The organism is Kitasatospora sp. NPDC052896, from assembly GCF_044547075.1.
Lineage (GTDB): Bacteria > Actinomycetota > Actinomycetes > Streptomycetales > Streptomycetaceae > Kitasatospora.
This window is the reverse complement of record NZ_JBITZU010000004.1, coordinates 402,211-423,348: the sequence shown is the minus strand read 5'-3', so window position 1 is coordinate 423,348 and position 21,138 is coordinate 402,211. Positions and strand designations below refer to the sequence as shown.

The 21,138-nt window shown below is 72.2% G+C and carries 23 protein-coding genes and 1 pseudogene; 13 read left to right on the top strand and 11 right to left on the bottom strand.

Annotation, left to right across the window (positions count from 1 at the left end):
* A pseudogene (locus ACIGXM_RS12705) lies at positions 1-261 on the top strand (hypothetical protein); the annotation flags it as partial.
* Complete coding sequence (locus ACIGXM_RS12700) at positions 258-938, top strand: class I SAM-dependent methyltransferase (protein WP_396559887.1); 681 nt, start codon at positions 258-260, stop codon at positions 936-938. The pseudogene ACIGXM_RS12705 and the gene ACIGXM_RS12700, both read left to right, overlap by 4 nt.
* A gap of 59 nt (positions 939-997) precedes the next feature.
* Here ACIGXM_RS12700 and ACIGXM_RS12695 read toward each other — a convergent pair whose 3' ends face one another.
* From ACIGXM_RS12695 to ACIGXM_RS12680, 4 genes are all read right to left on the bottom strand, one after another.
* Positions 998-2,863, bottom strand: a complete 1,866-nt coding sequence (locus ACIGXM_RS12695) for a glycoside hydrolase family 15 protein (protein ID WP_396559885.1) — start codon at positions 2,861-2,863, stop codon at positions 998-1,000.
* Between the two features lie 179 nt (positions 2,864-3,042).
* Positions 3,043-3,222, bottom strand: a complete 180-nt coding sequence (locus tag ACIGXM_RS12690; protein WP_396559883.1) for a hypothetical protein — start codon at positions 3,220-3,222, stop codon at positions 3,043-3,045.
* Positions 3,223-3,363: 141 nt separating this feature from the next.
* Positions 3,364-4,029 (bottom strand): peroxiredoxin-like family protein, encoded by a 666-nt coding sequence (locus ACIGXM_RS12685; RefSeq protein WP_396559881.1) that lies wholly within the window; start codon positions 4,027-4,029, stop codon positions 3,364-3,366.
* Between the two features lie 182 nt (positions 4,030-4,211).
* The gene (locus ACIGXM_RS12680; protein WP_396559879.1) at positions 4,212-4,952 is read right to left on the bottom strand and encodes an SDR family NAD(P)-dependent oxidoreductase; all 741 of its coding nucleotides are present in this window, start codon (positions 4,950-4,952) and stop codon (positions 4,212-4,214) included.
* Positions 4,953-5,073: 121 nt separating this feature from the next.
* Between ACIGXM_RS12680 and ACIGXM_RS12675 the strand changes: the two genes are divergently transcribed.
* Positions 5,074-5,745: a TetR/AcrR family transcriptional regulator gene (locus tag ACIGXM_RS12675; RefSeq protein ID WP_396559877.1), complete on the top strand. Its 672-nt coding sequence runs from the start codon at positions 5,074-5,076 to the stop codon at positions 5,743-5,745.
* A gap of 314 nt (positions 5,746-6,059) precedes the next feature.
* Here the strand turns inward: ACIGXM_RS12675 and ACIGXM_RS12670 are convergent, their stop codons facing one another.
* The 3 genes from ACIGXM_RS12670 to ACIGXM_RS12660 form a co-directional block, all read right to left on the bottom strand.
* Positions 6,060-6,815 (bottom strand): SDR family oxidoreductase, encoded by a 756-nt coding sequence (locus tag ACIGXM_RS12670; RefSeq protein WP_396559875.1) that lies wholly within the window; start codon positions 6,813-6,815, stop codon positions 6,060-6,062.
* Between the two features lie 28 nt (positions 6,816-6,843).
* Positions 6,844-7,239, bottom strand: coding sequence for a nuclear transport factor 2 family protein (locus ACIGXM_RS12665; RefSeq protein WP_396559873.1), 396 nt, complete (start codon positions 7,237-7,239; stop codon positions 6,844-6,846).
* Positions 7,240-7,355: 116 nt separating this feature from the next.
* Positions 7,356-8,489 carry an alkene reductase gene (locus ACIGXM_RS12660; RefSeq protein WP_396559871.1) on the bottom strand — a complete coding sequence of 378 codons (1,134 nt, stop codon included), beginning with the start codon at positions 8,487-8,489 and terminating at the stop codon, positions 7,356-7,358.
* Positions 8,490-8,762: 273 nt separating this feature from the next.
* Between ACIGXM_RS12660 and ACIGXM_RS12655 the strand changes: the two genes are divergently transcribed.
* From ACIGXM_RS12655 to ACIGXM_RS12645, 3 genes are all read left to right on the top strand, one after another.
* On the top strand, positions 8,763-9,452 hold the full coding sequence (locus ACIGXM_RS12655) for a TetR/AcrR family transcriptional regulator (protein ID WP_396559869.1): 690 nt from the start codon (positions 8,763-8,765) through the stop codon (positions 9,450-9,452).
* A 567-nt stretch (positions 9,453-10,019) separates the two neighbouring features.
* A complete protein-coding gene (locus ACIGXM_RS12650; protein ID WP_396559868.1) occupies positions 10,020-10,427 on the top strand; it encodes a hypothetical protein in 408 nt (135 codons plus the stop codon).
* Positions 10,428-10,466: 39 nt separating this feature from the next.
* Complete coding sequence (locus ACIGXM_RS12645; RefSeq protein WP_396559866.1) at positions 10,467-10,688, top strand: hypothetical protein; 222 nt, start codon at positions 10,467-10,469, stop codon at positions 10,686-10,688.
* Positions 10,689-11,324: 636 nt separating this feature from the next.
* On the opposite strand, the gene ACIGXM_RS12640 is transcribed toward ACIGXM_RS12645, so the two are convergent.
* Complete coding sequence (locus ACIGXM_RS12640; RefSeq protein WP_396559864.1) at positions 11,325-12,197, bottom strand: alpha/beta fold hydrolase; 873 nt, start codon at positions 12,195-12,197, stop codon at positions 11,325-11,327.
* Between the two features lie 40 nt (positions 12,198-12,237).
* On the opposite strand from ACIGXM_RS12640, the gene ACIGXM_RS12635 reads away from it, so the two are divergent.
* Positions 12,238-12,600 carry a FadR/GntR family transcriptional regulator gene (locus tag ACIGXM_RS12635; RefSeq protein ID WP_396559862.1) on the top strand — a complete coding sequence of 121 codons (363 nt, stop codon included), beginning with the start codon at positions 12,238-12,240 and terminating at the stop codon, positions 12,598-12,600.
* A gap of 110 nt (positions 12,601-12,710) precedes the next feature.
* On the opposite strand, the gene ACIGXM_RS12630 is transcribed toward ACIGXM_RS12635, so the two are convergent.
* Together ACIGXM_RS12630 and ACIGXM_RS12625 are read right to left on the bottom strand one after the other, a co-directional pair.
* On the bottom strand, positions 12,711-14,072 hold the full coding sequence (locus ACIGXM_RS12630) for a DUF4157 domain-containing protein (protein WP_396559860.1): 1,362 nt from the start codon (positions 14,070-14,072) through the stop codon (positions 12,711-12,713).
* A 230-nt stretch (positions 14,073-14,302) separates the two neighbouring features.
* Positions 14,303-14,764: a DUF6194 family protein gene (locus ACIGXM_RS12625; RefSeq protein ID WP_396559858.1), complete on the bottom strand. Its 462-nt coding sequence runs from the start codon at positions 14,762-14,764 to the stop codon at positions 14,303-14,305.
* Between the two features lie 214 nt (positions 14,765-14,978).
* Here ACIGXM_RS12625 and ACIGXM_RS12620 point away from each other — a divergent pair, with 214 nt between their 5' ends.
* Together ACIGXM_RS12620 and ACIGXM_RS12615 are read left to right on the top strand one after the other, a co-directional pair.
* Positions 14,979-16,352 (top strand): FAD-dependent oxidoreductase, encoded by a 1,374-nt coding sequence (locus ACIGXM_RS12620; protein WP_396559856.1) that lies wholly within the window; start codon positions 14,979-14,981, stop codon positions 16,350-16,352.
* A gap of 142 nt (positions 16,353-16,494) precedes the next feature.
* A complete protein-coding gene (locus ACIGXM_RS12615; RefSeq protein ID WP_396559854.1) occupies positions 16,495-17,055 on the top strand; it encodes a GNAT family N-acetyltransferase in 561 nt (186 codons plus the stop codon).
* Between the two features lie 61 nt (positions 17,056-17,116).
* On the opposite strand, the gene ACIGXM_RS12610 is transcribed toward ACIGXM_RS12615, so the two are convergent.
* Positions 17,117-17,347 (bottom strand): hypothetical protein, encoded by a 231-nt coding sequence (locus tag ACIGXM_RS12610; protein WP_396559852.1) that lies wholly within the window; start codon positions 17,345-17,347, stop codon positions 17,117-17,119.
* A gap of 213 nt (positions 17,348-17,560) precedes the next feature.
* On the opposite strand from ACIGXM_RS12610, the gene ACIGXM_RS12605 reads away from it, so the two are divergent.
* The 4 genes from ACIGXM_RS12605 (at position 17,561) to ACIGXM_RS12590 (ending at position 21,115) form a co-directional block, all read left to right on the top strand.
* Entirely contained in the window at positions 17,561-17,977 is a 417-nt protein-coding gene (locus ACIGXM_RS12605) for a molybdopterin-binding protein (RefSeq protein ID WP_396559850.1), read from the top strand.
* A gap of 89 nt (positions 17,978-18,066) precedes the next feature.
* Positions 18,067-18,837 carry a glycerophosphodiester phosphodiesterase gene (locus tag ACIGXM_RS12600; RefSeq protein ID WP_396559848.1) on the top strand — a complete coding sequence of 257 codons (771 nt, stop codon included), beginning with the start codon at positions 18,067-18,069 and terminating at the stop codon, positions 18,835-18,837.
* Between the two features lie 127 nt (positions 18,838-18,964).
* Positions 18,965-20,080: an AI-2E family transporter gene (locus tag ACIGXM_RS12595; RefSeq protein ID WP_396559846.1), complete on the top strand. Its 1,116-nt coding sequence runs from the start codon at positions 18,965-18,967 to the stop codon at positions 20,078-20,080.
* An 81-nt stretch (positions 20,081-20,161) separates the two neighbouring features.
* The gene (locus tag ACIGXM_RS12590) at positions 20,162-21,115 is read left to right on the top strand and encodes an alpha/beta hydrolase (RefSeq protein ID WP_396559844.1); all 954 of its coding nucleotides are present in this window, start codon (positions 20,162-20,164) and stop codon (positions 21,113-21,115) included.
* Positions 21,116-21,138 lie beyond the last annotated feature (23 nt).

The window sequence follows — 21,138 nt, the reverse complement described above, 5'->3', positions numbered from 1 at the left end:
TGGATCAACTACCTGCGCGTGCCCACCTTCCTCACCGGCGTGCTCCTGCTCGTCTGGTTCCCCCTCATCTTCGACCTGTCGATCCCCTACCCGGATGCCACGCGACTGCCCGAGAACGTCTACCTCGGCCGGTGGCTGGCCATCACCGCCGCCCTCTTCGCCGCCTCCGCACTGGCCTTCGCCCTCACACTCCGCCGCCACCACCGGGCCGGCCGAGCCACCAAGGAACGACCCGGACCGGGTCACGATGCCGCACCATGACGACGGACGGGGACGCGCCGTCCCACATCGGGGAAGACCCCTATGCGCTCGCCCTGCGAACCGGCCACGGACCGGTGTACCTGCGGCTGGCGGACGGGCGCCGCATCTGGATGCCGGTGCACCGCTGGTACGCGCAGCCCACCGTGGCCGACGAATCCGTCCTCAACCGCTGCGTCGGCCCCGTCCTCGACATCGGCTGCGGACCAGGCCGGCTCTGCAGAGCGCTCCTGAGCCGCGGCGTCCCCGCACTCGGCGTCGACGTGGCCCCCCGCGCGGTAGCCCACAACATCACTCTCGGCGGGAGAGCACTGTGCCGATCGGTCTTCGACCGGCTACCGGCCGAGGGAGACTGGCAGACCATCCTGCTCATCGACGGCAACATCGGCATCGGCGGAGACCCACACGCCCTGCTGCGCCGGTGCATCCAGCTCGTCACCCCGACGGGTGTTCTCCTCGTCGAGGTCGGCCCTCACGGTGTCGAGGAACTGTGCACCGCCTGGTTCGAAAACATCCACGGCCACAGGGGGCCGCCGTTTCCCTGGGCGCTTCTGGGAGCACCGGCGCTCCGCAGGATCGCCGAGGACCTGGCCCTCAGCGCCAGCGACCAGTGGAGACGCGGCCGCCGAAGCTTCCTCGCCCTCAGTCGCCGGGGCTCGTCCTCGGGTCATCCAACCTGAGGCCGACTGGGGGGATGGAGGGTTCTGGGCGGGTGGCGGCACCGGGGTGTCCCAGGGTCTCAACCGGTGGATCGAGGCAGCCTGGGTGTGGGTGTGGGTGTGGGTGTGGGTTGCTCCTCGGCATCGCGGATGGCGCGGGCGGCGTTGATCAGGCCGATGTGGCTGAAGGCCTGTGGGAAGTTACCGAGAGCCTCCCCGGTGGCGGAGTCGGCCTCCTCCGCGAGTAGTCCGACGTCGTTGGCGTGCGCGAGGGCGGTTTGGAAGACGTGGCGTGCGCGGGTGGTGTCGCCAGTGAGGGCGAGGGCGTGGGCTAGCCAGAAGGTGCACAGTAGGAAGGCGCCTTCGTCTTCGGGCAGCTCGTCGGTGAGGTAGCGGCGGACCAGGCCGTCGCGGTCGGTCAGGTGCGTGGCGATGGCCAGCACGGTGGAGTGGACGCGGGGGTCGTCAGGTGGCAGGAAGCCGACGATGGGCAGCATCAGCGCGGAGGCGTCGAGTTCCGTACTGCCGAACGCCTGGGTGAACGCGCCCAGGTCGGGGCTCCAGCCGCGCTGTTCGATGGCTTGGCGGATCTGGTCGCGTTCGTGCCGCCAGTGGGGAACGTGGGCATCGGCTTGGAGGGTGGGTGCCATGGCGATGGCGCGGTCCAGGGCGACCCAGCACATCAGTTTCGAGTGCAGGAAGTGTCTGCTGGGCCCGCGTCGCTCCCAGATGCCCTGATCTTGTTCGGGCCACCGTCGGGCGGCTGTCTCTGCCGCTTGGACCAGGAAGGTGCGGGTGGCGGGGGCCAGAGGTTCGCCGGGCGGGAGGGTCTGTTGGGCGGCTTCGAGGAGTTCGCCGTAGACGTCGAGTTGACGTTGGCGCCACGCGTCGTTGCCGCTCCGGACGGGGCTGCTGTCGCGCCAGCCGGTCAGGTGGGGCAGGGGCCGTTCGCTCAGATCGCGTTCCCCGCCGATGCCGTACATGATCTGCAGGTCGATGCCGCGGTCGGGCTGGTTCACCGCGGCTCGGGCGAGGAAGTCGAAGAACTTCTCCTTCTCCTTGTGGCAGGCGGCTGTGGCCAGCGCCTGAAGGGTGAAGCTGGCGTCGCGGACCCAGGTGTACCGGTAGTCCCAGTTGCGTGTTCCGCCCACTCGCTCGGGCAGGGAGGTGGTGGCCGCGGCGACGATGGCGCCGCTCGGTGTGAAGGTCAGGGCGCGCAGCACGCGTCCGCTGTGGCCCACCTCGTCCTGCCAGGGGCCGACATAGCCGCGGTGGAGTTTCGACCACGACCGCCAGCCGTGGGCGGTGTCGCGAAGGCGGCGTCGGATACGCCCGGCCCGCCAGCGCGTGGGTTCGCGTTCCCAGGCCGGCTCGGCGTGCAGGGCGAATCCCAGGCGTTGCCCTGCCCGTAGCGGGATCCGACCGTGGGCGGTGGAGCCGTTCACCTGCAAGTCCACGGGGCTCGACAGGAGCAGGGCGTGTGCGCCCCCGTGGGCTGCGAGTCCGCCCCGGACGGGTGAGAGGAGCGGGTGGACGAGTCCGAATTCCGGGCGCGGCGCGTAGGAGATTTCGATGGTCACCCGTCCTTCGGTACAGGTGATCTGTCGCAGGAGCACTCCGGGGGAGGCGGTGCCGAGTGCGTGGCCGCGTTCGTGCCGTCCCAGGGCGAGGGCGTCGCGCAGTACCACCGTGCCTTCACCCGTGCGGAAGGTCGTCTCCAGGACAAGGGTGTCCTCGAGGTAGCGGCGGCTGGCCTCGGCAGGGCTGGTGGGCCGGATGGACCAGTGGCCGGCGTTCTCGTCGAGGAGCCGGGCGAAGATCGCCGGGCTGTCGAACCGGGGGAGGCACAGCCAGTCCACCGAGCCGTCGGAGGTGACCAGGGCGGCCGAACGACAGTCGGAGAGCAGGGCGTGGTCACCGATCGGTCGCGCGCTCATGCCTCGCATCCTGTCCCTCTCGGGCCGGGCGAGGCGGTCCGGCGAGGACGACGTTCGAATCGGTCGTCCGTGTCGCGGCTCGCTTCAGACGCCTGAGAAGCATTGATCCCAAAGCCTCCGACTGCAGCGGATTCGCCCACCAGCCAATCAGCACGATCCGCGATTCGCACGTGCTGGCCGCCCGGCGGCTACGCTGACCAGCGCACGGCCAGCAGCTGCTCCGACCAGTGCACGGCGTCCGGCTGGCCACGACGTTGACCGGCGGGAACCGCCATGCCGTCACCCAGCCGATCCCGCTGATCCGGGCCGTCCTGCTGATCCGCGGCAAGCGCCACTGCCACCGTGCCGGGGGCTTCGGGGAAGTTCACCCTGACGAGTCGAAGTCAGTAGGCGGAACCGCGCCGCGAGCAAGGAGTACGTCGTGTGGGTCGTGCGGGTCGGCGCCCACGTGAGAACAAGGCCGGTGCCGCTGGCGGCCCCGGCCTTGTTCTCTTCTCGTGCGGGTGCCCTCAGTCGAGGACGGTGAGCGCGGCCAGGATGTCGGCGGGTTCGGTGCGGGTGGCGTAGTTGGGGTGGACGTCGAGCCAGCGGATCGTGCCGACGGAGTCGATGATGGCGACGGTCGGCATCGGGAGAGCGGGCGTGTGGTCGGCGTTGACGGCGGTGAGGTCCAGGCCGAGGGCGGTCTGGGCCTGGCGCGCGCGCTCGGTGGGGGCGGTCAGGATGCCCAACCGGCTCGCGATCTGGTTCCCCGGGTCGGACAGCACGGTGAAGGTCAGCTGCTTGGTCTGCTGCATGGTCAGGGAGCCGTCGGGTGTCTGCGGGCTGATCGCGACCAGCGCAATGCCACGGGCGGTGAGGGCGGGCTGCACCTGCTCCTGGTAGGCGCGCAGGGCGATGTTGCAGTAGGGGCACCAGGCTCCGCGGTAGAACACGACCACGGCCGGTCGACCGGCGCGGGCCTTGGTCAGGGTGGTGGGCTCACCGTGAACGTCGAGCAGCTCGCCGTCCGGCAGTACGGACCCGACCGCGGCCAGGCCCGCGGGCAGGCCGGCGGCGTCCAGCTGCTGCTGCTCGTCGTGGAAGGCGTCCCGGGCATCGGCGGGCGTCCGGTCGGTGGCCTGCTGGTGCATGGCGTCGATCTGCGCGGCGATCGTGAAGCCGGTGGTGGTCATGGGTACTCATTCCTTCTGTGGGTGGGTGTGACCGAAGACGGGTCCGCAGGCCCGGGATGCCCAGGTCCACGAGGGCGCCGTCGGTGGCTGTCGGTTCCCTGGCGGGGGCTGCAGCGTGTGGGTGAACACCCTCGTGCCTGCCTCCGCGGTTGCGGGAGTCGGGCCTGCCGGCCCGGCGGTGGTCAGACGGCGGTGCGTCCGCCGTCGACGGGCAGGACGACACCCTGGACGAAGCTCGCCGCGTCGCTGACCAGGTAGGCGACGGCCTCGGCGATCTCGCGGGGGTCGGCCACGCGTCCGGCCGGGGCCTGGGACGCGATCTGGTCCAGCGCCCCTCCCATGGGCGCGGTGCCCTCGGTGCGGACAGGGCCCGGGGAGACGGCGTTGACGCGCACCCCGCGCGGGCCGAACTCGGCGGCCCACGCCTTGGTCAACAGCGCCACGGCGGCCTTGCTGGAGCCGTAGAGCGCCATTCCGGCCTGGCCGAAGCCGGCCACCATGGTCGCCAGGCTCACGATCGCGCCCTCGCCCCGCTCGGCCATGGCCGGAGCCAGGGCGGCCACCAGGAAGAACGGAGCCTTGACGTTCACGGCGTACGTGGCGTCGAAATCCGCTTCGCTGGTGGCGTCGGTGGGGCCGAACACGACGGCCCCGGCGTTGTTGACCAGGATGTCGACCTTGCCACCGGTCTGGACCGCGCGCCGGGCCAGGTCCCGCGCCGACTCGGCGTCGTGCAGGTCCGCGGCCAGGAAGTCCGCCTTGCCGCCGTCGGCGCGGATGGCGGCGACCACCCTCGCGCCGCGTTCCTCGTCGCGGCCCGACACCAGGACGTGGGCGCCCCGAGCGGCCAGGGCCTGTGCGGTGGCACGGCCGATGCCACTGGTCGATCCGGTCACGAGGGCGATCTTGCCGGTGAGTTCCATGACAAACCTCCACGGGACGTACGTCACCAGGGCCCGGCCGGACCCCGGAATGGCTTGCGCAATCCACTATCCGCCGCAAAAAATGGATTGTCCAGTCCAAAAGTGGAGGTAGGCTGGACCCATGACCACGCGCACGGAACAACGACCGGCGAAGCTGACCCGCAAGGGGGAGCAAACGCGCCTGCGCATCGTCGCCGCCGCCGCTCAGCTGATGTTCGACAACGGCGTCGCCGGCACCACGATGGAGGACGTCAAGGCCGCGGCCCAGGCCAGCAGCTCGCAGCTCTACCACTACTTCGCCGACAAGCAGGCATTGGTCCTGGCCGTGATCGACTACCAGGACGACACAGTCGTCGGCGGGCAGGAACCCATGCTGGCCCGCCTGGACAGCATCGAGGGCCTGCGGACCTGGTGCGACTTCATCGTGCAGCACCAGCGCGACCTGGAGTGCCGCGGCGGCTGCCCCATCGGATCACTGGGCGGCGAGCTGGCCGAGACCGACGCGAAGGCCCGCGCCGCAGTCTCGGGTGCATTCCTGCGCTGGGAGTCCGGCATCCGGGGCGGTTTGCGCGCCATGCACGAACGCGGCGAACTCACCGCCGACCCCGAAGACCTCGCGCTCACGATCCTTGCCGCACTGCAGGGCGGACTGCTGCTCACCCAGATCCACCGCGACGTCCACCCGCTGGAAGTCACCCTCAACGCCATGATCGACCACGTCGCCGCACATAGCACGACCCGTCCCCCGGCAACGGCGTCGCTCGCCGGCGCGGTGGACCCGGTGCAGGCGTAGCCCCGCGGGTTCTGGAGCACAGCCACCGGCCCCGGCCCAGCAGGACGCCACCCGTGCTTTCCCGATGCCCGCTCGTCCGTCCTGACCAGCGCTCGCCACACCCGAATCGGCCACCGGCAGATCAGCGACGCCGCCGCACACCGGCGCGGCGCCCGGCCTGGTCGATGGCTGGCGGTGCCAGACCGCCGGCCCCGGCTGACGATCAGCCCAGGACGCCGGATGACGCTCCGGGGGAGCCGCCGCAGGAAGAGATGGGCCTTGACGGGTGGCGGCCGTTCCCCGCCGCGTCAGCGCGGCGGGGAACGGCGGCGGGGTCAGTCCTTCAGCGCCTCGGCCATCCGGGTGTTGAGCTCGGTGACGAAGGCGTGCTCGCGGGGTCCCACGTTGTCACGGTGGATCCTCGCCTCGTCGACCAGCACCTCCTCGGAGTCGGTGCCCAGCGCCTCCAACGTCTGCTCCAGGAAGGCCTCCAGGGGCATGGCACGCGGGTCGTCGGGGCTGCCGACCAGGCCGGTGGCGACCCAGGGCGGGACGATCTCCTGGACGCTGACCGAGGTGTCGCGGAGCAGGAAGCGCTGGGAGAGCGCGTAGGAGTGCAGGGCGGCCTTGGTCGCGGAGTAGCTCGCGAAGGAAGCCAGCGGGGTGAAGGCGAGGGTGGAGGTGTTGTAGACGATCGTGGCACGCGGTTGCTTCTTCAGGTGGTCGATGAACGCCGAGGTGGTGCGGATGGTGCCGAGCAGGTTGGTGGTGACGTGGCCGAGGAGCACGTCCTCGTCGAGTGGGCCGGCGGCGTCGTCGGGGAGCATGATCCCGGCGTTGTTGATCAGGACGTTGAGGTCGGGGTGGTCGGCGAGGACCGCCCGTGCGGTGGCCTTGATGGCGGCGGGGTCGGTGAGGTCGAGTTCGACGGCCGCCATGCCGGGGTTGGCAGCGGTGACGGCGTCCAGCGCGGCGCGCCGTCGGCCGGCGATGACGACGGTGTTGCCCGAGCGGTGCAGGGCCTCGGCCAGGCCACGGCCGATGCCCGAGGTGCCACCGGTGATGAGGACGGTGTTGCCGGTGAGGTTCACGATGTCTCCTGAAGGGTGTGGATGAGGGTCAGGCCGGGAAGTGGTCGCCGAACATGGGCAGTCCGCTGGCCGACTCGGAGCGGGTCGCCTCGTCCTGCAGGACGTCCCAGTGCTCGGCGAGCCGACCGTTCTCGACGCGCAGGACGTCGGCGGCCACGGTCGCGGCGGGGCCTCCGTTGCCGGAGAAGCGACCGTGGAGCATGACGTGGTCGCCCTCGGCCAGGATCAGTTGGTGCTCGTAGCGCAGGGTGTCGGGCAGCGAACGGACGAAGTCGAACAGGCCTTCGCGGCCAGGTGGAACGTGGGCGCTGTGCTGGATGTACTCCTCGGACCAGAGCCGTTCGGCCGCCTGGTAGTCGCGCTGGTTGAACAGCAGGTCGAAGGCGTGCAGGACGAGTGCCTTGTTCTCTTCGGCGGAGCTCATGTCCGTCTCCTGGGGGTCGGGTCGGGCCGGGAGGATGCCGGGATCGGGCCGCCCGGGGCTGGTTGTCGGGACGGCTGACGGCCGGCGGCGACCGGGAGGGGTTCATCGGCGGGGCGTCAGGACGCCGTGGTGCTGAGTGCCGGGAGGAGCGGGGGATAGTCGGTGTAGCCGGCCGGTCCCGCGGCGTAGACGGTGTTCCAGTCGGGCTCGGCCAGCGGCGCGCCGGCGGCGAAGCGAGCGGGCAGGTCGGGGTTGGCGATGAAGGGCCGGCCGTAGGCCACCAGGTCGGCCAGGCCTTCGGCGATCAGCCGGTTGCCGCGCTCGCGGTCCATGTCCACGTTGGCGATCAGTGTGCCGGGGTAGAGCGGGCGGAAGTGGCGGAACATCCCGTCGCCCGCCAGCTCCTCCAGGGCGGTGCCGGTCAGGTCGTGCGTCGCGCCCATCAGCAGCAGGTGGGACAGGCCGTGGCCGGCCAGGCGGCTGATGACGTACTCCCAGGTGGGCAGGGTGTCCTGATGGGCGGCGAACGGGCCGCTCTCGTGCATGGGCCCCGCCTTGACACCGATCCGGGAGGCGTCGACGACCTCCGACACGCTGTCGAGGATCTCGAACAGGAGCCGTGCCCGGTTCTCGACGGAGCCGCCGTACTCGTCGGTGCGCAGGTTGGTCGCGCTGTTGAGGAACTGGGCGATCAGGTAGACGTAGTTGGCCTGGATCTGGACGCCGTCGAAGCCGGCCCGGGTCGCGTTGCGGGCGGCCGTGGCGTAGTCGGCGACGACCTGGCGGATGTCCGCCCGGGACATCGCGCGCGGCACCACGGTGGGTTTGCGCCCGGTGGCGGTGACGCTGAGCTGGCGCGGGTCGACCGCCGAGGCGGACAGCGGCGTGGCGCCGCCGAGGAGGTCCGGGTGCGAGAGCGAGCCGGTGTGCCAGAGCTGCGCGACGATGCGCCCGCCCGCCTCGTGGACGGCGTCGGTCACCGTCCGCCAGCCGCGGACCTGTTCCGTGCTCCACAGCCCCGGGGTGTCGGCCCAGCCCACGGCCTGCGGGCTGACCGCGGTGTCCTCGGTGATGATCAGTCCGGCGCCGGCGCGCTGGGCGTAGTACCGCGCGTGGAGCGGGGTCGGGGCCTGGGCGGGGTTGTCGGCGCGCATCCGGGTGAGCGGTGCCATCACGATGCGGTTGGGTAACGCCAGGTCTCCCAACCGGGCGGGCGTGAGCAGCGGTTGGCCAGGGACGGTGTCGGACATGGTTGCTTCCTTCCTCGGGGGTGGTGGGTGAGCGGCGCTCAGGCGGTGACGGCGACTTCTCCGGGGCCGTTGCCGGACTCCGGGTAGCGGTGGCCGTCGGCGATCTCGTCGAGGGGGAAGGCGCGGTCGACGACGGGGGCAGCCGCACTCCACCAATCACGATGTCGCTCGACATTGTTCTACGCCCGACCGGGCGTCCTGTCAATGTCGACCGACATTGACTTTGCGGAGTGCGGCTCCTACAGTCATGGGCAGACAAGATCGGGGAATCGCATGGGCATCTCGAAACAGCAGGCGGCGGAGAACCGCGCGGCGATCATCAGCGCCGCCGAGGCCCTGTTCCGCGAGCGCGGCGTCGACGCGGTGGGCCTCGTCGAGCTCATGGGAGCCGCGGGGATGACGCGCGGCGGCTTCTACAACCACTTCGCCTCCAAGGACGCGCTGGTCGACGCGGTCCTCGCCAAGGCCATGGCGGACGGGTACGCCAACCTCACCGCGGCAGTCGAGGGCTCCGTCTCCCGCGGCGGCGACCCGCTCGCCGACCAGTTCGCCTGGTACCTCTCTCCGGAGCATCGCGACGACATCGACCACGGCTGCCCCAACGCCGGTTTCGCCGGCGACGCCCGACGGCTGGACCCCGTCACCCGCGACCGCTACGCGCGGGGGCTGGCGACGCACCTCGCCACCTTCACCGAAACGGTCCGCGCGGCCCGGTCCACCAGCCCCGACCACGCCCCGGACGACTCCGCCGCCCCGGACGCGCACCGCGGCCACGCGCTCGCCATGGTCTCCGAGATGATCGGCGCGCTGGTGCTCTCCCGCGCGGTCCGGGACTCCGACCCGGCCCTCGCCGACGAGATCCTCGACGGCGCGCGCACCGACCTGCTGGAACGCCGGGCCGCCGAGATCGCGCGGGGCGGCGCGCGGGGGAGCGCCGGCAGCGCGGTCGCCGGAGCCCACTGAGGCATCCCCCTTTCGGACGCGCTCGGCGTGATCCGCGCGCACCGGCGGCAAGCTCGACGTCCGGTAGCTCGCCCTGCCCGCCCCCCGCCGTCGACCTGGCGCCGGGCTGGCTCCCGGTATGCCCCGCGTCCGGCCGAAAGCAGCCCGGCCGCAAGGGAGTTGACGCGGGGAACCGGGGCTGTTCCCGCCCCGGAGTTCTCGACTTGCCCGCCATCTGTTCTCGGTCTGTTCTGGATCACCGAGTCCGCCCGGATCGGCTGCTAGAAATTGGGCCTCGCCCCCGGTGCCCGCCGGCGCCCGGCCGCTCGATTCGGCGTCGCGGCCCGGGCACCGGGCCTTTTCCAGTGAGGGAGGTGGACCAGATGAAGAAGATCGCCATCCGGAAGGCCGGATCCGTGCGCCTCACCAGCGCGGTTGGCGCGCTGTACGGCGGCTGTGGCTGCCCGGCCTGATAACCAGTCACGTTCCGATCCGGTGATGGGTTCGAGGCCCGTTCGAACCCATCACCGGTGACCGGCCGGGGGAGCCGGCCGGCAGCCCATTGTCCGTCTTCCGCGCGGAGGAGCCATGTCAGACAGGCCTGCGGCGGTGGAATCCGGCGAGGCCCGAGGAGCGGGAGCACCGGAGCGGCCGCTCGCCTTCCACCAGCTCACCTTCCTGTCCGAGGGCGACGACGTGACCGTCGGGCGGCCGGACGAGGGGGAGTTCGTCGTCCTGCCGGCCGACGGTGCCGCGCTGCTGCGCCGGCTGGTCGAAGGACAGACCTGCACGCAGGCAGCCCAGTGGTACCTGGAGACCTACGGGGAACCGGTCGACGTCGCGGACTTCGTCGCGGACCTCGGCGAGTTGGGCTTCCTGCGCGGGGCGGACGACCCCGACACCCGGCAGCCCGCCCCGGTGCGCTGGAGCCGTCTGGGCCGGGCGGTCTTCTCCCCGGTCGGCGCCCCGCTCGCTCCGCGGCCCGCGGCTTCCTGACGGTTCGCCGCGCGCAGGCCGCGCGCCAGACATCGCCCGGTGCTGACCAGGCAGCCGTGGACGGCGTCGCCGAAGCGGTGGCCCGCGATCGCGGACCCGGCCGTGGGCACGGCCGGCGACGGGGCCGGCTCCACCGGCGACGGCGCGGGGCCGGCCGAGTCGGCGGCGAACCGCGCGGTGAGCCGCACGGCCCGTTCACGCAGCGCGCGCCGACGAAGGGCCAGCAAGGAGTTCGGCGGCACGTCGAAGCGCTCCTCGTAGCACCGGATCAGCGACTCCGAGGGAACCCGCCGCGCCTTCTCGACGTCGGCGAACACACTGTGCGCGCTGTACCCCATCAACTTCGCCAACGCTCTGAGGGACAGCCCGCCCTCCACCCGTATCCGGTACAGCGTCAGCCCCAACTCGCGCTCGGCCTGGCTGAGTTCCGACCTGGCGGGCGAGACGCACCGGCCGGTCCCGCCGGCCGGTCCCGCCGGCCGGGTCCGGCAGCACCGATCCCGGAACCGGCCCGCGTTCCGCGGGCACGGCATCGGCGCCGTCCGTCCGGAAGAGAGCACCATCCACTCGAGTGTTCCGCAGGTTCCACGCCATCAAGTCGATCACTCCTTGTGACCTGGTCTGCACGCTTCGTGCAGGACTAGTTCATGGTGGGCCAACAGTCGACACTAGAACACCTCTTCGACAGTTGAATAACCATGATCGCCGGTACCACCGCCGGCCGTTCGCGCCGCGCTCGATCGGGTGAGCCGGCACCGAGTCCCGGGCGGCGGCTGCGGGCGGGGGAGTGGTCGCGGATGAAGGGGGACTCCGTTGGCCGCGGCAAGAGTTGGTGACGTCCGGGCCCTCGCGCGGCCACCGGCCGCCGGGCTCGGCGCGGCGGCCTCGAGTCCGCTCTCAGCTCCGGCGCACGCGTCCCAGGTGCCGCGCCAGGGCGGCCGCGAACTCGTCGGGGTGACTGAGGTGAGGCGCGTGACCCGCCCCGGTGAGGGTCTCCACGGTCGCGGCCGGCAGGCGGTCCGCGAGCAGTTGGGTGCAACGGCGTACCGCCGCGGGCCCGTCGGTGCCCACGGTCACGGTGATCGGGACGCGATCGGTGGCGAGCGCCTCGAGGTCGAGCGCGTAGTGGTCGGGGTCGTGGAACTGGTCGAGGTAGGTGTGGGCGTTGGCGGCGAGCACGGCCCGCTGCGGCTGCGGGAACAGCTCCCGCCACCGGGGGCCGAACGCGACCTTCTCGGCGAAGAGGGCCACCGCCTCGTCCTGGCGGCCCGCCTCGATGTGGGCGGCGACCGTGGTGACGTGGGCGCGGGCTTCGGCGCGCAGCGGCTCGCCCTGCGGGTCGTCGGCCAGCAGGGGGAAGGCCGGCGGCTCGTGCACCAGGACGCTGCTGACCAGTTCCGGGTGACGGGCCGCGGTCATGAGGGCGACCAGTGCGCCGTAGGAGTGCCCGACCAAGTGGGCGGCGCCTCCGGCGAGTTCGGTGATCACGGACACGAGGTCACCGGCGTGGTCGTGGAGGCCGGACCGGCCGGCGGGGGCGCTGCTGCGGCTGTGGCCGCGCCGGTCGTAGCGGATGGCGGTGATGTCGTGGGGCAGGAGGGGGACGATCCGGTCCCAGCTGGTGTGGTCGTCGAAGGAGCCGTGGACGAGGACCACGTTCGTCGTGACCTGGTCCGCGCGCCAGTTCAGTGCGGCGCCACCGGTCCTGAGGCTGCCCGTGCGGACGGTGGCGGTGGTGATCCGACCCGCGGCCGGAGTTGCGAGATCCATGGCCCGAAGGCAATCAGGGGTCCTGGCTGACAGTCAATCATTGACCGTCCAGCTGGGAGATGTGATGCTCAAGGTCGGGTCCAGTTCGCGGGTGGAGCAGATCGCCGAGGCCGTGCTGGAGGAGATCGCCCGCGGGCACTGGCGGGTCGGCGACCGGGCCGCCTTCCACCGTGCGGTGGTGGAGGCCTCGCACAACGTCGTGCTGATCGAGCTGTACCAAGGCCTGGCAGGGGCGGTGACCGAGAGTCTGCGCCGCTCGCGGACGGCCCCCGGACTGCCCGAGGCGCCGCACGACATCCACCGCGAGCTGTACGAGGCGATCGAGGCCGGTGACCCCACCAGGGCCGCTGCCGAGGCGGCCCGACACCTTGACGTGCTGATCGACACGCTCCGCCGGTCCTGACCACCGCCCGACTCCGCGCGCCCCGGCCGTGCGGTGCGGTTGCTCGCCACCCGTTCGGTGCGCTCGTCCGCCGAGGGCACGGCCATCCGCGCGAGCCGACAGCCGACCGGTCAGGTCACGTTCGGGTTGGCCGGCCGCTCGTCGCCCGCCGCCACGCGGCGGCCCTGGCCGCGTGGTCCGATGACGACCGTCTTCATGGTGACGTGGGGGTAGTGGACGCTGTAGTAGCCGTCGGTCCAGTAGTCGTGGAACGAGGCCGTCGAGTTGACGGTGTACGTCCTGGGGTCCGGGGCGGTCTGCCCGCTGCCGGCGAAGGCCTCCAAGGTCACGGTGTCGGTTCCGTCGACCCCCACGACCGCCGCCGCGTGGTACTGCGACATGACCGTTTCGCCGGGGTTCAGGGCGACCATCACGTAGGCCTGGCCGACGACCGGAGCCGCCCGCCGGTCCGGCTCCCCACGGAAGGCCGCCGCACGCTCGCGGTTCGACTCGTCCGTCACGCCGAAGGCCTTGGTGCCGGCGGTCGTGCGGATGTTGCTGTTCGCACCGTCGGCCAGTTCTCCCACGGCGTTGTGCATGATCTCCTCCGCGGTGTGGAGGCAGTCGTCCAGGATCTGCCTGGCGAGCTGGTACTCCTGGTAGTCCCCGGTACCGAAGAGGTTCTGCGGCTGTGCGTGCGTCGGCCGCAGCGCCGGGGAGACGTTCTCCTCCGACGTTCCGACCCGCACCCAGACCGAGGTCGGTCCATCGGCGGCGACCGCGAACAGCCCGCCGCTGGACACCGTCATGGCGTCGTTGGCCTGGGAGTTCTGGGCCGCCCAGCGCTGGACCGGCTGCCCTGGTGTCCGCCCGGCGAGCTGCGCGGTGCTCTCGGCCCGGCGGGTCGCCGGTACCGCACCGCCCATCACGCGGCGCGCGGTGCTCTCGGCCTCCCGCTCGAAGCGGTCGGCGGGGTCGGAGACCCGGAGCCCGTCGCCGATGTCGGTGCCGGCCACCGGCCCCTGGCTCTGCTGGATGACGTGGGTGAGTTCGTGGGCGAGGGTGTGCTTGTCGGCACCGCCCGCACCGATGACCACGTGGTGGCCGGTGGTGTAGGCGCGGGCCCCGATGTCGGCCGCGGACGCCTTCGCGGCACTGTCGTCGTGGATCCGGACCTCGGAGAAGTCGGCGCCGAAACGGCTCTCCATCTCGGCGCGGGTGGCCTCGTCGAGCGGCCGTCCGGGGCTGCGCAGGACGTCGTGGACCGCGGAGCGCTGCACCGCCGCCGGCTCGGCCGGGTGGCCGCTCCGGTGTTCCCCCGGCGCGGCGAGGCGCCCGGCCCGCCGGAGGCGCCGCCCGACGGCGGCGTTCCCGACGGTCGCCTGGAGGTGGAGGAGACCGGGGAGCCGCTCGCCCCGGGCCGCGGCGGCTCCGCGGGCCGCCGGACCGGCCTCCTCCTTGCGGGTGCCCCTGGCATTCGCGTGGTCGCGCACAGCGCCTCCTCCGGCGTGGGAATGACGTCTCCTCCTGGATACGCGGGAACCGGGCCCCGACGTCAGGTCCGTGGGGGCAGAGTGCACGGTCCGCGAGGACAGAGCGCACCGGCCGCGCGGACACCCGTCCCGCGCCGGCCAGCGGTTCGGCGAGGCCCAGGGGCCGGCCGTGGTGGTCGAACGAGCCGCTGAGCGCCTACGGCCACCCAGTCAGGGACCGCGCCCGGCCGTCACCCCGTACGTCGTTCATGGCGCGAACGTGCGAGGTGACAGGCATCGCGGAGCAGCTCGCGGGTCGCGGTACCGGTCCGCCGGCCTGGATTCACCACCGCGAGCCAGCCCATCGAGCCGTAGACGGGGTGTGCCATCACGGCATCGGTGCGGCCGGGGTCGTCGTCGACGGCCGCTTCGCGCGGCGCGTGGCCGGTCCGTTCGACGAAGGCTTCCTTCCCGGCGGCGATGTTGACGCGGAACGCATCCGGGCGATCCAGGCGCGATCTCTCGTCGCCCGGGTAGTTCTTCGTCACGATCGTCGCGAACGGTTGAGCCGCTTTCGGCACGACACCGTCGGGAGCGTAGTAGAAGAACGTGTCCCCCCAACTGATCTCCGGTGAGCCGTCGTCGGGTCCCGGGCTGACGGCCAGGACTCCATCGAGGTCCCGCATGAAGTCGGTGATCTCGTCGATGGTCATGCTCCCAAGCGTCTCATCAAGGGGCTTGTGGCGACATCGGATCGAGGGTCAAAGTCCGTTCCGGGGCGACTAGTTCAGAGTGGAGCGGGTCGGATCGGCGGAATCCACGGCGCCGCACCACATCGCCGTCGCACCGCGACGGACGACGCCGGCTCTCGACCGGAGATCGCCAAGCAGTAGGCTCACTCCGCAACACGACGCGAAGGGGAGCTCGGTGGCGCGGGTTGCGGTGATCGGTGGGGGTATCAGCGGGCTGGGGACGGCGCTCATGCTCGGGCGGCGGGGCCACCTGGTCACGTTGTTCGAGCAGGACGCGCGGGCGGCCGGAGAGGACCTGAACCGGGACTTCTTCCACTGGGACAGGCCCAGGGTCCCGCAGGCCGGCCATCCCCACTCGTTCCTCGCGCCCGTCCGCACCGTGTTGCGCACCGAGATCCCTGATGTCTACGCGGACCTGCTGGCACGCGGAGCCCGGGAGTACCACGACTTCGACTGGTTCGGTGAGCATCCGCCGCATCGGGCCGGCGACGAGGACTTGGTGACCCTGCGCACCCGCCGCATCGTGCTGGAGGCCGCCCTGACCGCGGCCGCGCGGCGGGAACCCACCGTCGAGGTGCGGCGAGGCTGCCGGGTGAGCGCCCTCACCTTCGCGGAGGGCCGCCCTGCCCGGGTCGACGGCGTGCGGGTGGGCGCGGAAACCCACCGGGCGGACCTCGTCGTCGATGCGTCCGGTCGGCGCTCGCCGGTTTCCGCCTGGCTGACAGCGGCCGGCTGCCGCCGTCCCGTGGTCGACAGCCACCGCACCGGGATCGCCTATCTGTGCCGCTGGTACCGCCTGCGCGCCGATGGCCCGCGTGACCCCGGGCGGGTGAAGACCGGCTCGGCCGCACCGTTCGCACTCGCCGGCGTCTTCCCTTCCGACAACGACACCTTCGCGGTGAGCCTGGTGCTCTCCACGGGTGATCCGACCCGCGGCGCGCTCACCGACCCTGCCGTGTTCGAGGCCGTCGCCCGCCGCTTCCCCGCCACCGCCGCCTGGCTCGACCTGGCTCCCGAACCGCGGACCGCCGTCCTGGCGATGGCCGGCCTGGACAACCGCTGGACCTCCCTGGTCGACGATGACGGACCTGTCGTCACGGGCCTGGTCAACGCCGGGGACAGTCTCGTCCACACCAACCCCACCCTGGGCCATGGCGTGGCCCTCGGCCTGCGTGCCGCCCAGCACCTCGCCGCCCATGTCGACCGGATCGCCGCGGACCCCGTCGGCTACCACACCTGGACGGCACAGGTCCTCCGCCCGTGGTTCGACGCGCAGGTGACGGCCGACCACGGCAACGAGCAACGCCTCACCGAGAGCTCACCACCCTCGGACCGGCGGGCCGCCGCCCTGGCCGCCTGCGCCTTCGACGATCCCGTCGTCATGCGAGCCCGTGCCCAGGTACGCCATCTCCTGCGACCGGCCGACGACGCCTACGGCACCGACGAAGTGGACCGGGCCGTCACCGACTGGCTGGCCGCACACCCGGACTTCTCGCCCACGCACGACGGCCCGACCCGCGATCAGTGGGACGCACTCATCCCGAGCTGAGCGCTTGCCCGGCGGATCCCCCCGGCGCAGGCAACTGGCGTCCCGTCGGAGCGCGTCCCCATGTGTGACGACGTCAGAAGTCGTTGTCCGCAATGGCCATACGGGGTCGAACCGGGTGGCCGAGAGGGTCAGGAGCCGTTCCATGTCGGATGAGATCACAGCGCACCCCGTCGCCTGGCCGCCCGCCCCGATCAGGACCGAACGGCTCGTGCTCCGCGAGCCCGAGGCCCGGGACCGTGCGGCGATCATCGAGCTGTTCACCTCGCCGGAGGTGGGCACCTACATCGGTGGCCCTCGACCGCGTGACGAGTTCGAGCGTGCGGTGCCCGAGGTGCCCGGGCGGCGCCCCGGCCTCTTCGTGGTCGATCTGGCCGGAGCGATGATCGGCTTCCTCACGCTTCTCGATCGGCGCGGCGCGGAGCGTCCGGGTCACGTCCGTCCGGAGGGCGGGGAGGCCGAGCTCGGCTATATGTTCCTGCCGCAGGCGTGGGGATTCGGGTACGCCACCGAGGCGTGCGCGGCGGCGCTCGACTGGTTCGCCGACGCGCTTCCCGGCGAACCGGTGGTGCTCTGCACCCAGACCGCCAACGACCGCTCGATGCGCCTCGCGGTGAAGCTGGGGTTCACCGAGGTGGAGCGGTTCGAGGAGTACGGCGCCGAGCAGTGGTTCGGCGTGCGGTCCTCGCTCATGCCGTCCGGTTGAGTTCTGCCCGACAGCACGGATCCACGAGGCCCCTCGGACAACGATCGACGCCGCCGCCCGGCTAGTGCGCCGCGCTGACCACGGGTCCGTGCGCCGGCGGGGTGGTGAGCGCCGGGGTGCCCAGCAGCACGGCCGTCACCAGACCGGCCGCCAGGACCAGGCCGATCGCCAGCCGCCCGGCCAGCGCCCGGAACGAGGGCCGGGGGCGCGGCGGCAGGACGGTCCCGCGCCATTCGCCGGCCTCGCGCTCGGCGAGGAACGCGAAGGACACGGTCTCCGGTTCCAGGGACATCCGCTCGCTCCGCTCGTTCGCCCGCAGCCGCGGGCTGATCACCCGATGGTCTGCCGATCTGCTCTCCGGTCCATGGTGCCCGATCAGTCCGAATTGGGCCGAACGGCGGATGGTGCGGGAAGGCCCGCCGGATGCGAGAGGATGAACCGCGCCAGCAAGTCTCGGCCGCGCCGACCCCACCGGCACGGCCGCCAGGAGAACCCAGGGAGCGTCATGGGGCAGCCCGAACGGCCGGTCAACCACTACCGCATCGGCGAGGCGGCGGCCATCCTCGGTGTCAGCGCGGACACCATGCGCCGTTGGGTGGACGCCGGCCGGGTCGCCGCCACGCGCGACGACCACGGCCACCGGATCATCCCCGGCGACCGGCTGGCGGCCTTCGCCCGGGAGCTCGCCAGGCCGGGGGCCGCGGAGGCGGAGGGCCGGCCGTCCTCGGCCCGCAACCGGTTCCCCGGGATCGTCACCCACGTGGTGCTGGGCGATGTGGCCGCTCAGGTGGAGGTCCAGGCCGGACCGTTCCGGGTGGTCTCGTTGATCAGCCGGGAGTCGGCCGAGGAGCTGGGCCTGGTGCCCGGGGCCGCCGCCACCGCGGTGATCAAGTCCACCAATGTGATGATCGAACGCGGCTGACCGTGATCGAATAGCGTGATCGAATAGCCGTCGCACCCGAGCGCAGCGGCCCCATCGAGCGGGTCGTGCGGGAGACCGGAGGAAGCGCAGTGCCAGCAGCCGCCCTGCCCACCACCCAGCGCGCGGCGGACCGCGCGGCGCGGCCACTGGCGGTCGCCCACCGTGGTGACCCCTACCGGCACCGCGAGAACACCCTGCCGGCGATCGCCGCCGGGCTCGCCGCGGGGGCGGACGCCGTCGAGATCGACGTCCAGCTCACCCGGGACGGCGTCCCGGTCCTGCTGCACGACCCCACGCTCAAGCGGCTGTGGGAGCTGGACCGCCCGATCCGGGCACTGACCTCGGCCCAGCTGGCCGCCCGGACCTTCGCCGGCGGACTGAAGATCCCGACCCTGGAGGAGGCGCTCGCCCTGCTTGCCGGCACCCCGTCCGGTCGGCTGCTGATCGATCTGGACGAGCCGGGTCCGGCCGCGTCCACCTGGCGGACCGTCACCGCGCTCGGCGCCGAGGACCGGGTGGCGTTCTGCGGCCCGGCCACTGCCATGCTCGCCGTCCGCGAGCTGGCCCCCGACGCGACCGTGGCGCTCACCTGGAAGCGCCCCGAGCTGCCCGGTCGCCCGCTCCTCGACGACCTGCGCCCGCGCTACCTCAACCCGCCGTTCGGCCTGGTCGACCGTGCGCTGGTGGACCGGGCCCGTGACGAGGGCCTGGAGGTCAGCGTCTGGACGGTCGACCTGCGCCGGACCATGCGCCGGATGCTGGCGGCCGGCGTCTCCTCGCTCACCTCCAACCGGATCGACGTGCTGCGCGCGGTGATCGACGGCCGCCGCCGGCCCGGCGCACCGGCGGCCCGGGGATGACCGGCGGGCCCGCCCGACCGAGGGGTGCGGGCCCGGACGCGCCGTAGGGCCGCGGGTCGGACATTTCGTCAGATTGTTTGCTGAGATGGACCGATCAAGAGAACGGTCCGGCGGAGGCGGAGGCGGAATGTCGACGGACCCCACGCCCGGAGGGGCGGCGGATCAGCAGCCCGAGAGCCACCACGAGCCCCACCAGTCGCTGCCGCCCGCGGTGCGGACCGCTGCGGCGTGGTCCGTCGCGGTGATCCTCTTCATCACCGTCGGTGGTCTGGTGGTCTACGCGTTCGTCGCCCTGCGGGCCGCGACCATCCCGATGCTGCTCTCCCTGCTGGGCACCGCGCTGCTCTACCCGGTCGTGCCCTGGCTCGTCGGGCGCGGGCTGGGGCGGGGCCTGGCGGCCGGGTTGACCTGCGTGGTGCTGGTGGCGGTGGTCCTCACGGTGCTGGCGGTGCTCACCAACTCGCTGGTGCACAGCGCCCCGCAGATCGCCCACGCGCTCCAGCGGGCCGGTGACCAGATCGCCGAGAGGCTCGGCCCGCTCGGCCAGAAGATCAGGTTCGCGCTCACCCAGTCGGCCGGCTCGGGCAGCTCACTGGTCTCCTCGCTGGCCGACGGCGTGCTGTCGGGGCTCGGGGTGGTCACCCAGGTGATCACCGGGAGCGTGCTGGCGCTGGCGCTGGTCTTCTTCTTCCTGCGCGACGGTCACCGCAGCGGGGAGCTGGTGCGGTCGGTGCTGTCGGAGCGCCAGGCGGAGACGGTGATCGCCTGCGGCCGGCAGGCCTTCGCCGCGATGGCCGGGTTCATGCGCGGCACCACCCTGATCGCGCTGATCGACGCCACCTTCATCACCATCGGCCTGGCGGTTCTCGGCGTGCCGGGCGCGGCGGGCCTGGGCGCGTTGGTCTTCCTCGGCGCCTTCATCCCGTTCATCGGGGCGTTCCTCTCCGGCACGGTCGCGGTGTTGGTGGCGCTGGCGGACGGCGGGCTGACCAAGGCGCTCTGGGTGCTGGGCGTGGTACTGGCGGTCCAGATGGTGGAGGGCAACGTGCTGCAGCCGGTGATCCAGAGCCGGACGGTCGAACTCCACCCCGCGACGATCATGATCGCGGTGGTGGCGGGCGCCGGGGTGGCCGGCATCCTCGGCGCGCTGCTCTCGGTGCCGCTCTGCGCGGCCGGCCTCGGCATGGTGGACGTGCTGCGCGGCCGGCCCGGCCAGCGCGGGCGGGTCGGCCGCCCGTCCTGAGCCGTCCGGCGCGCGGGTCGGCCGGTGGCACCCGTGACCGGCCGCAGTGCCGCCCGTGGGCCACCCAGTACAGTCGGCGCTGTGGACGCTGTGGAATTCCGAACCGACATCCTGGGCGAGCCGTACCAGGCCGCCGAGCTGCCGCTGACCGTCGACGAGGAGGGCGCCGTCAGCGCGACCCTGGTCCGGCGACTGGTCCCCGGTTCCGAGCGGGCGGTGCTCTACGTCCACGGTTACACCGACTACTTCTTCCAGACCCACCTGGCCGATCGATTCGTCGACCTCGGCTACTCGTTCTACGCGCTCGACCTGCGCAAGTACGGTCGGTCGCTGCGGCCGCACCACTCGCCCAACTTCGTCCGCGACCTGCGCGCCTACGACGAGGAGCTGGACGCCGCCGTCCGGATCATCCGCGAGCAGGACGGGCACACCCGGTTGCTGGTCAACGGGCACTCCACCGGCGGTCTGGTGACCGCGCTCTGGGCCGACCGGCTGGCCGGGCGCGGCGTGATCGACGGGCTCTTCCTGAACAGCCCGTTCCTCGCCATGCCCGCGGCCCGGGCGGCGCGCACCCTGGGCTCGCCCGCCGTCGGCGTGCTGGGCCGCTTCGCCGCGACCCGGAAGCTGCCCTCCGCGCTCAACCCGCACTACGTGCACAGCCTGCACCGCGACCACCGGGGCGAGTGGGACTTCGACCTCGCTCTCAAGCCCGCCGAGGGCTTCCCGCTCTATGCCGGCTGGCTCGCCGCCATCGACCGTGGCCACCGCCAGGTGCGGCGCGGTCTGCACATCGACTGCCCGGTGCTGCTGATGGCCTCGACCGCCAGCATCAGCACGACCAAGTGGGACCCGGCGCTGCACCGGCGGGACGCCGTGCTGCGCGCCGACGACATCGCCGCGCTCGCCCCGCGACTGGGCCGGCACGTCACCACCGTGCGGATCGAGGGCGGGATGCACGACCTGGTGCTGTCCGCCCCGGCCGTCCGCGAGCAGGTCTTCACTGAGTTGGACCGCTGGCTCAAGGCGTACCTGTGACCGAGGAGCCGCACCCGGTGCTC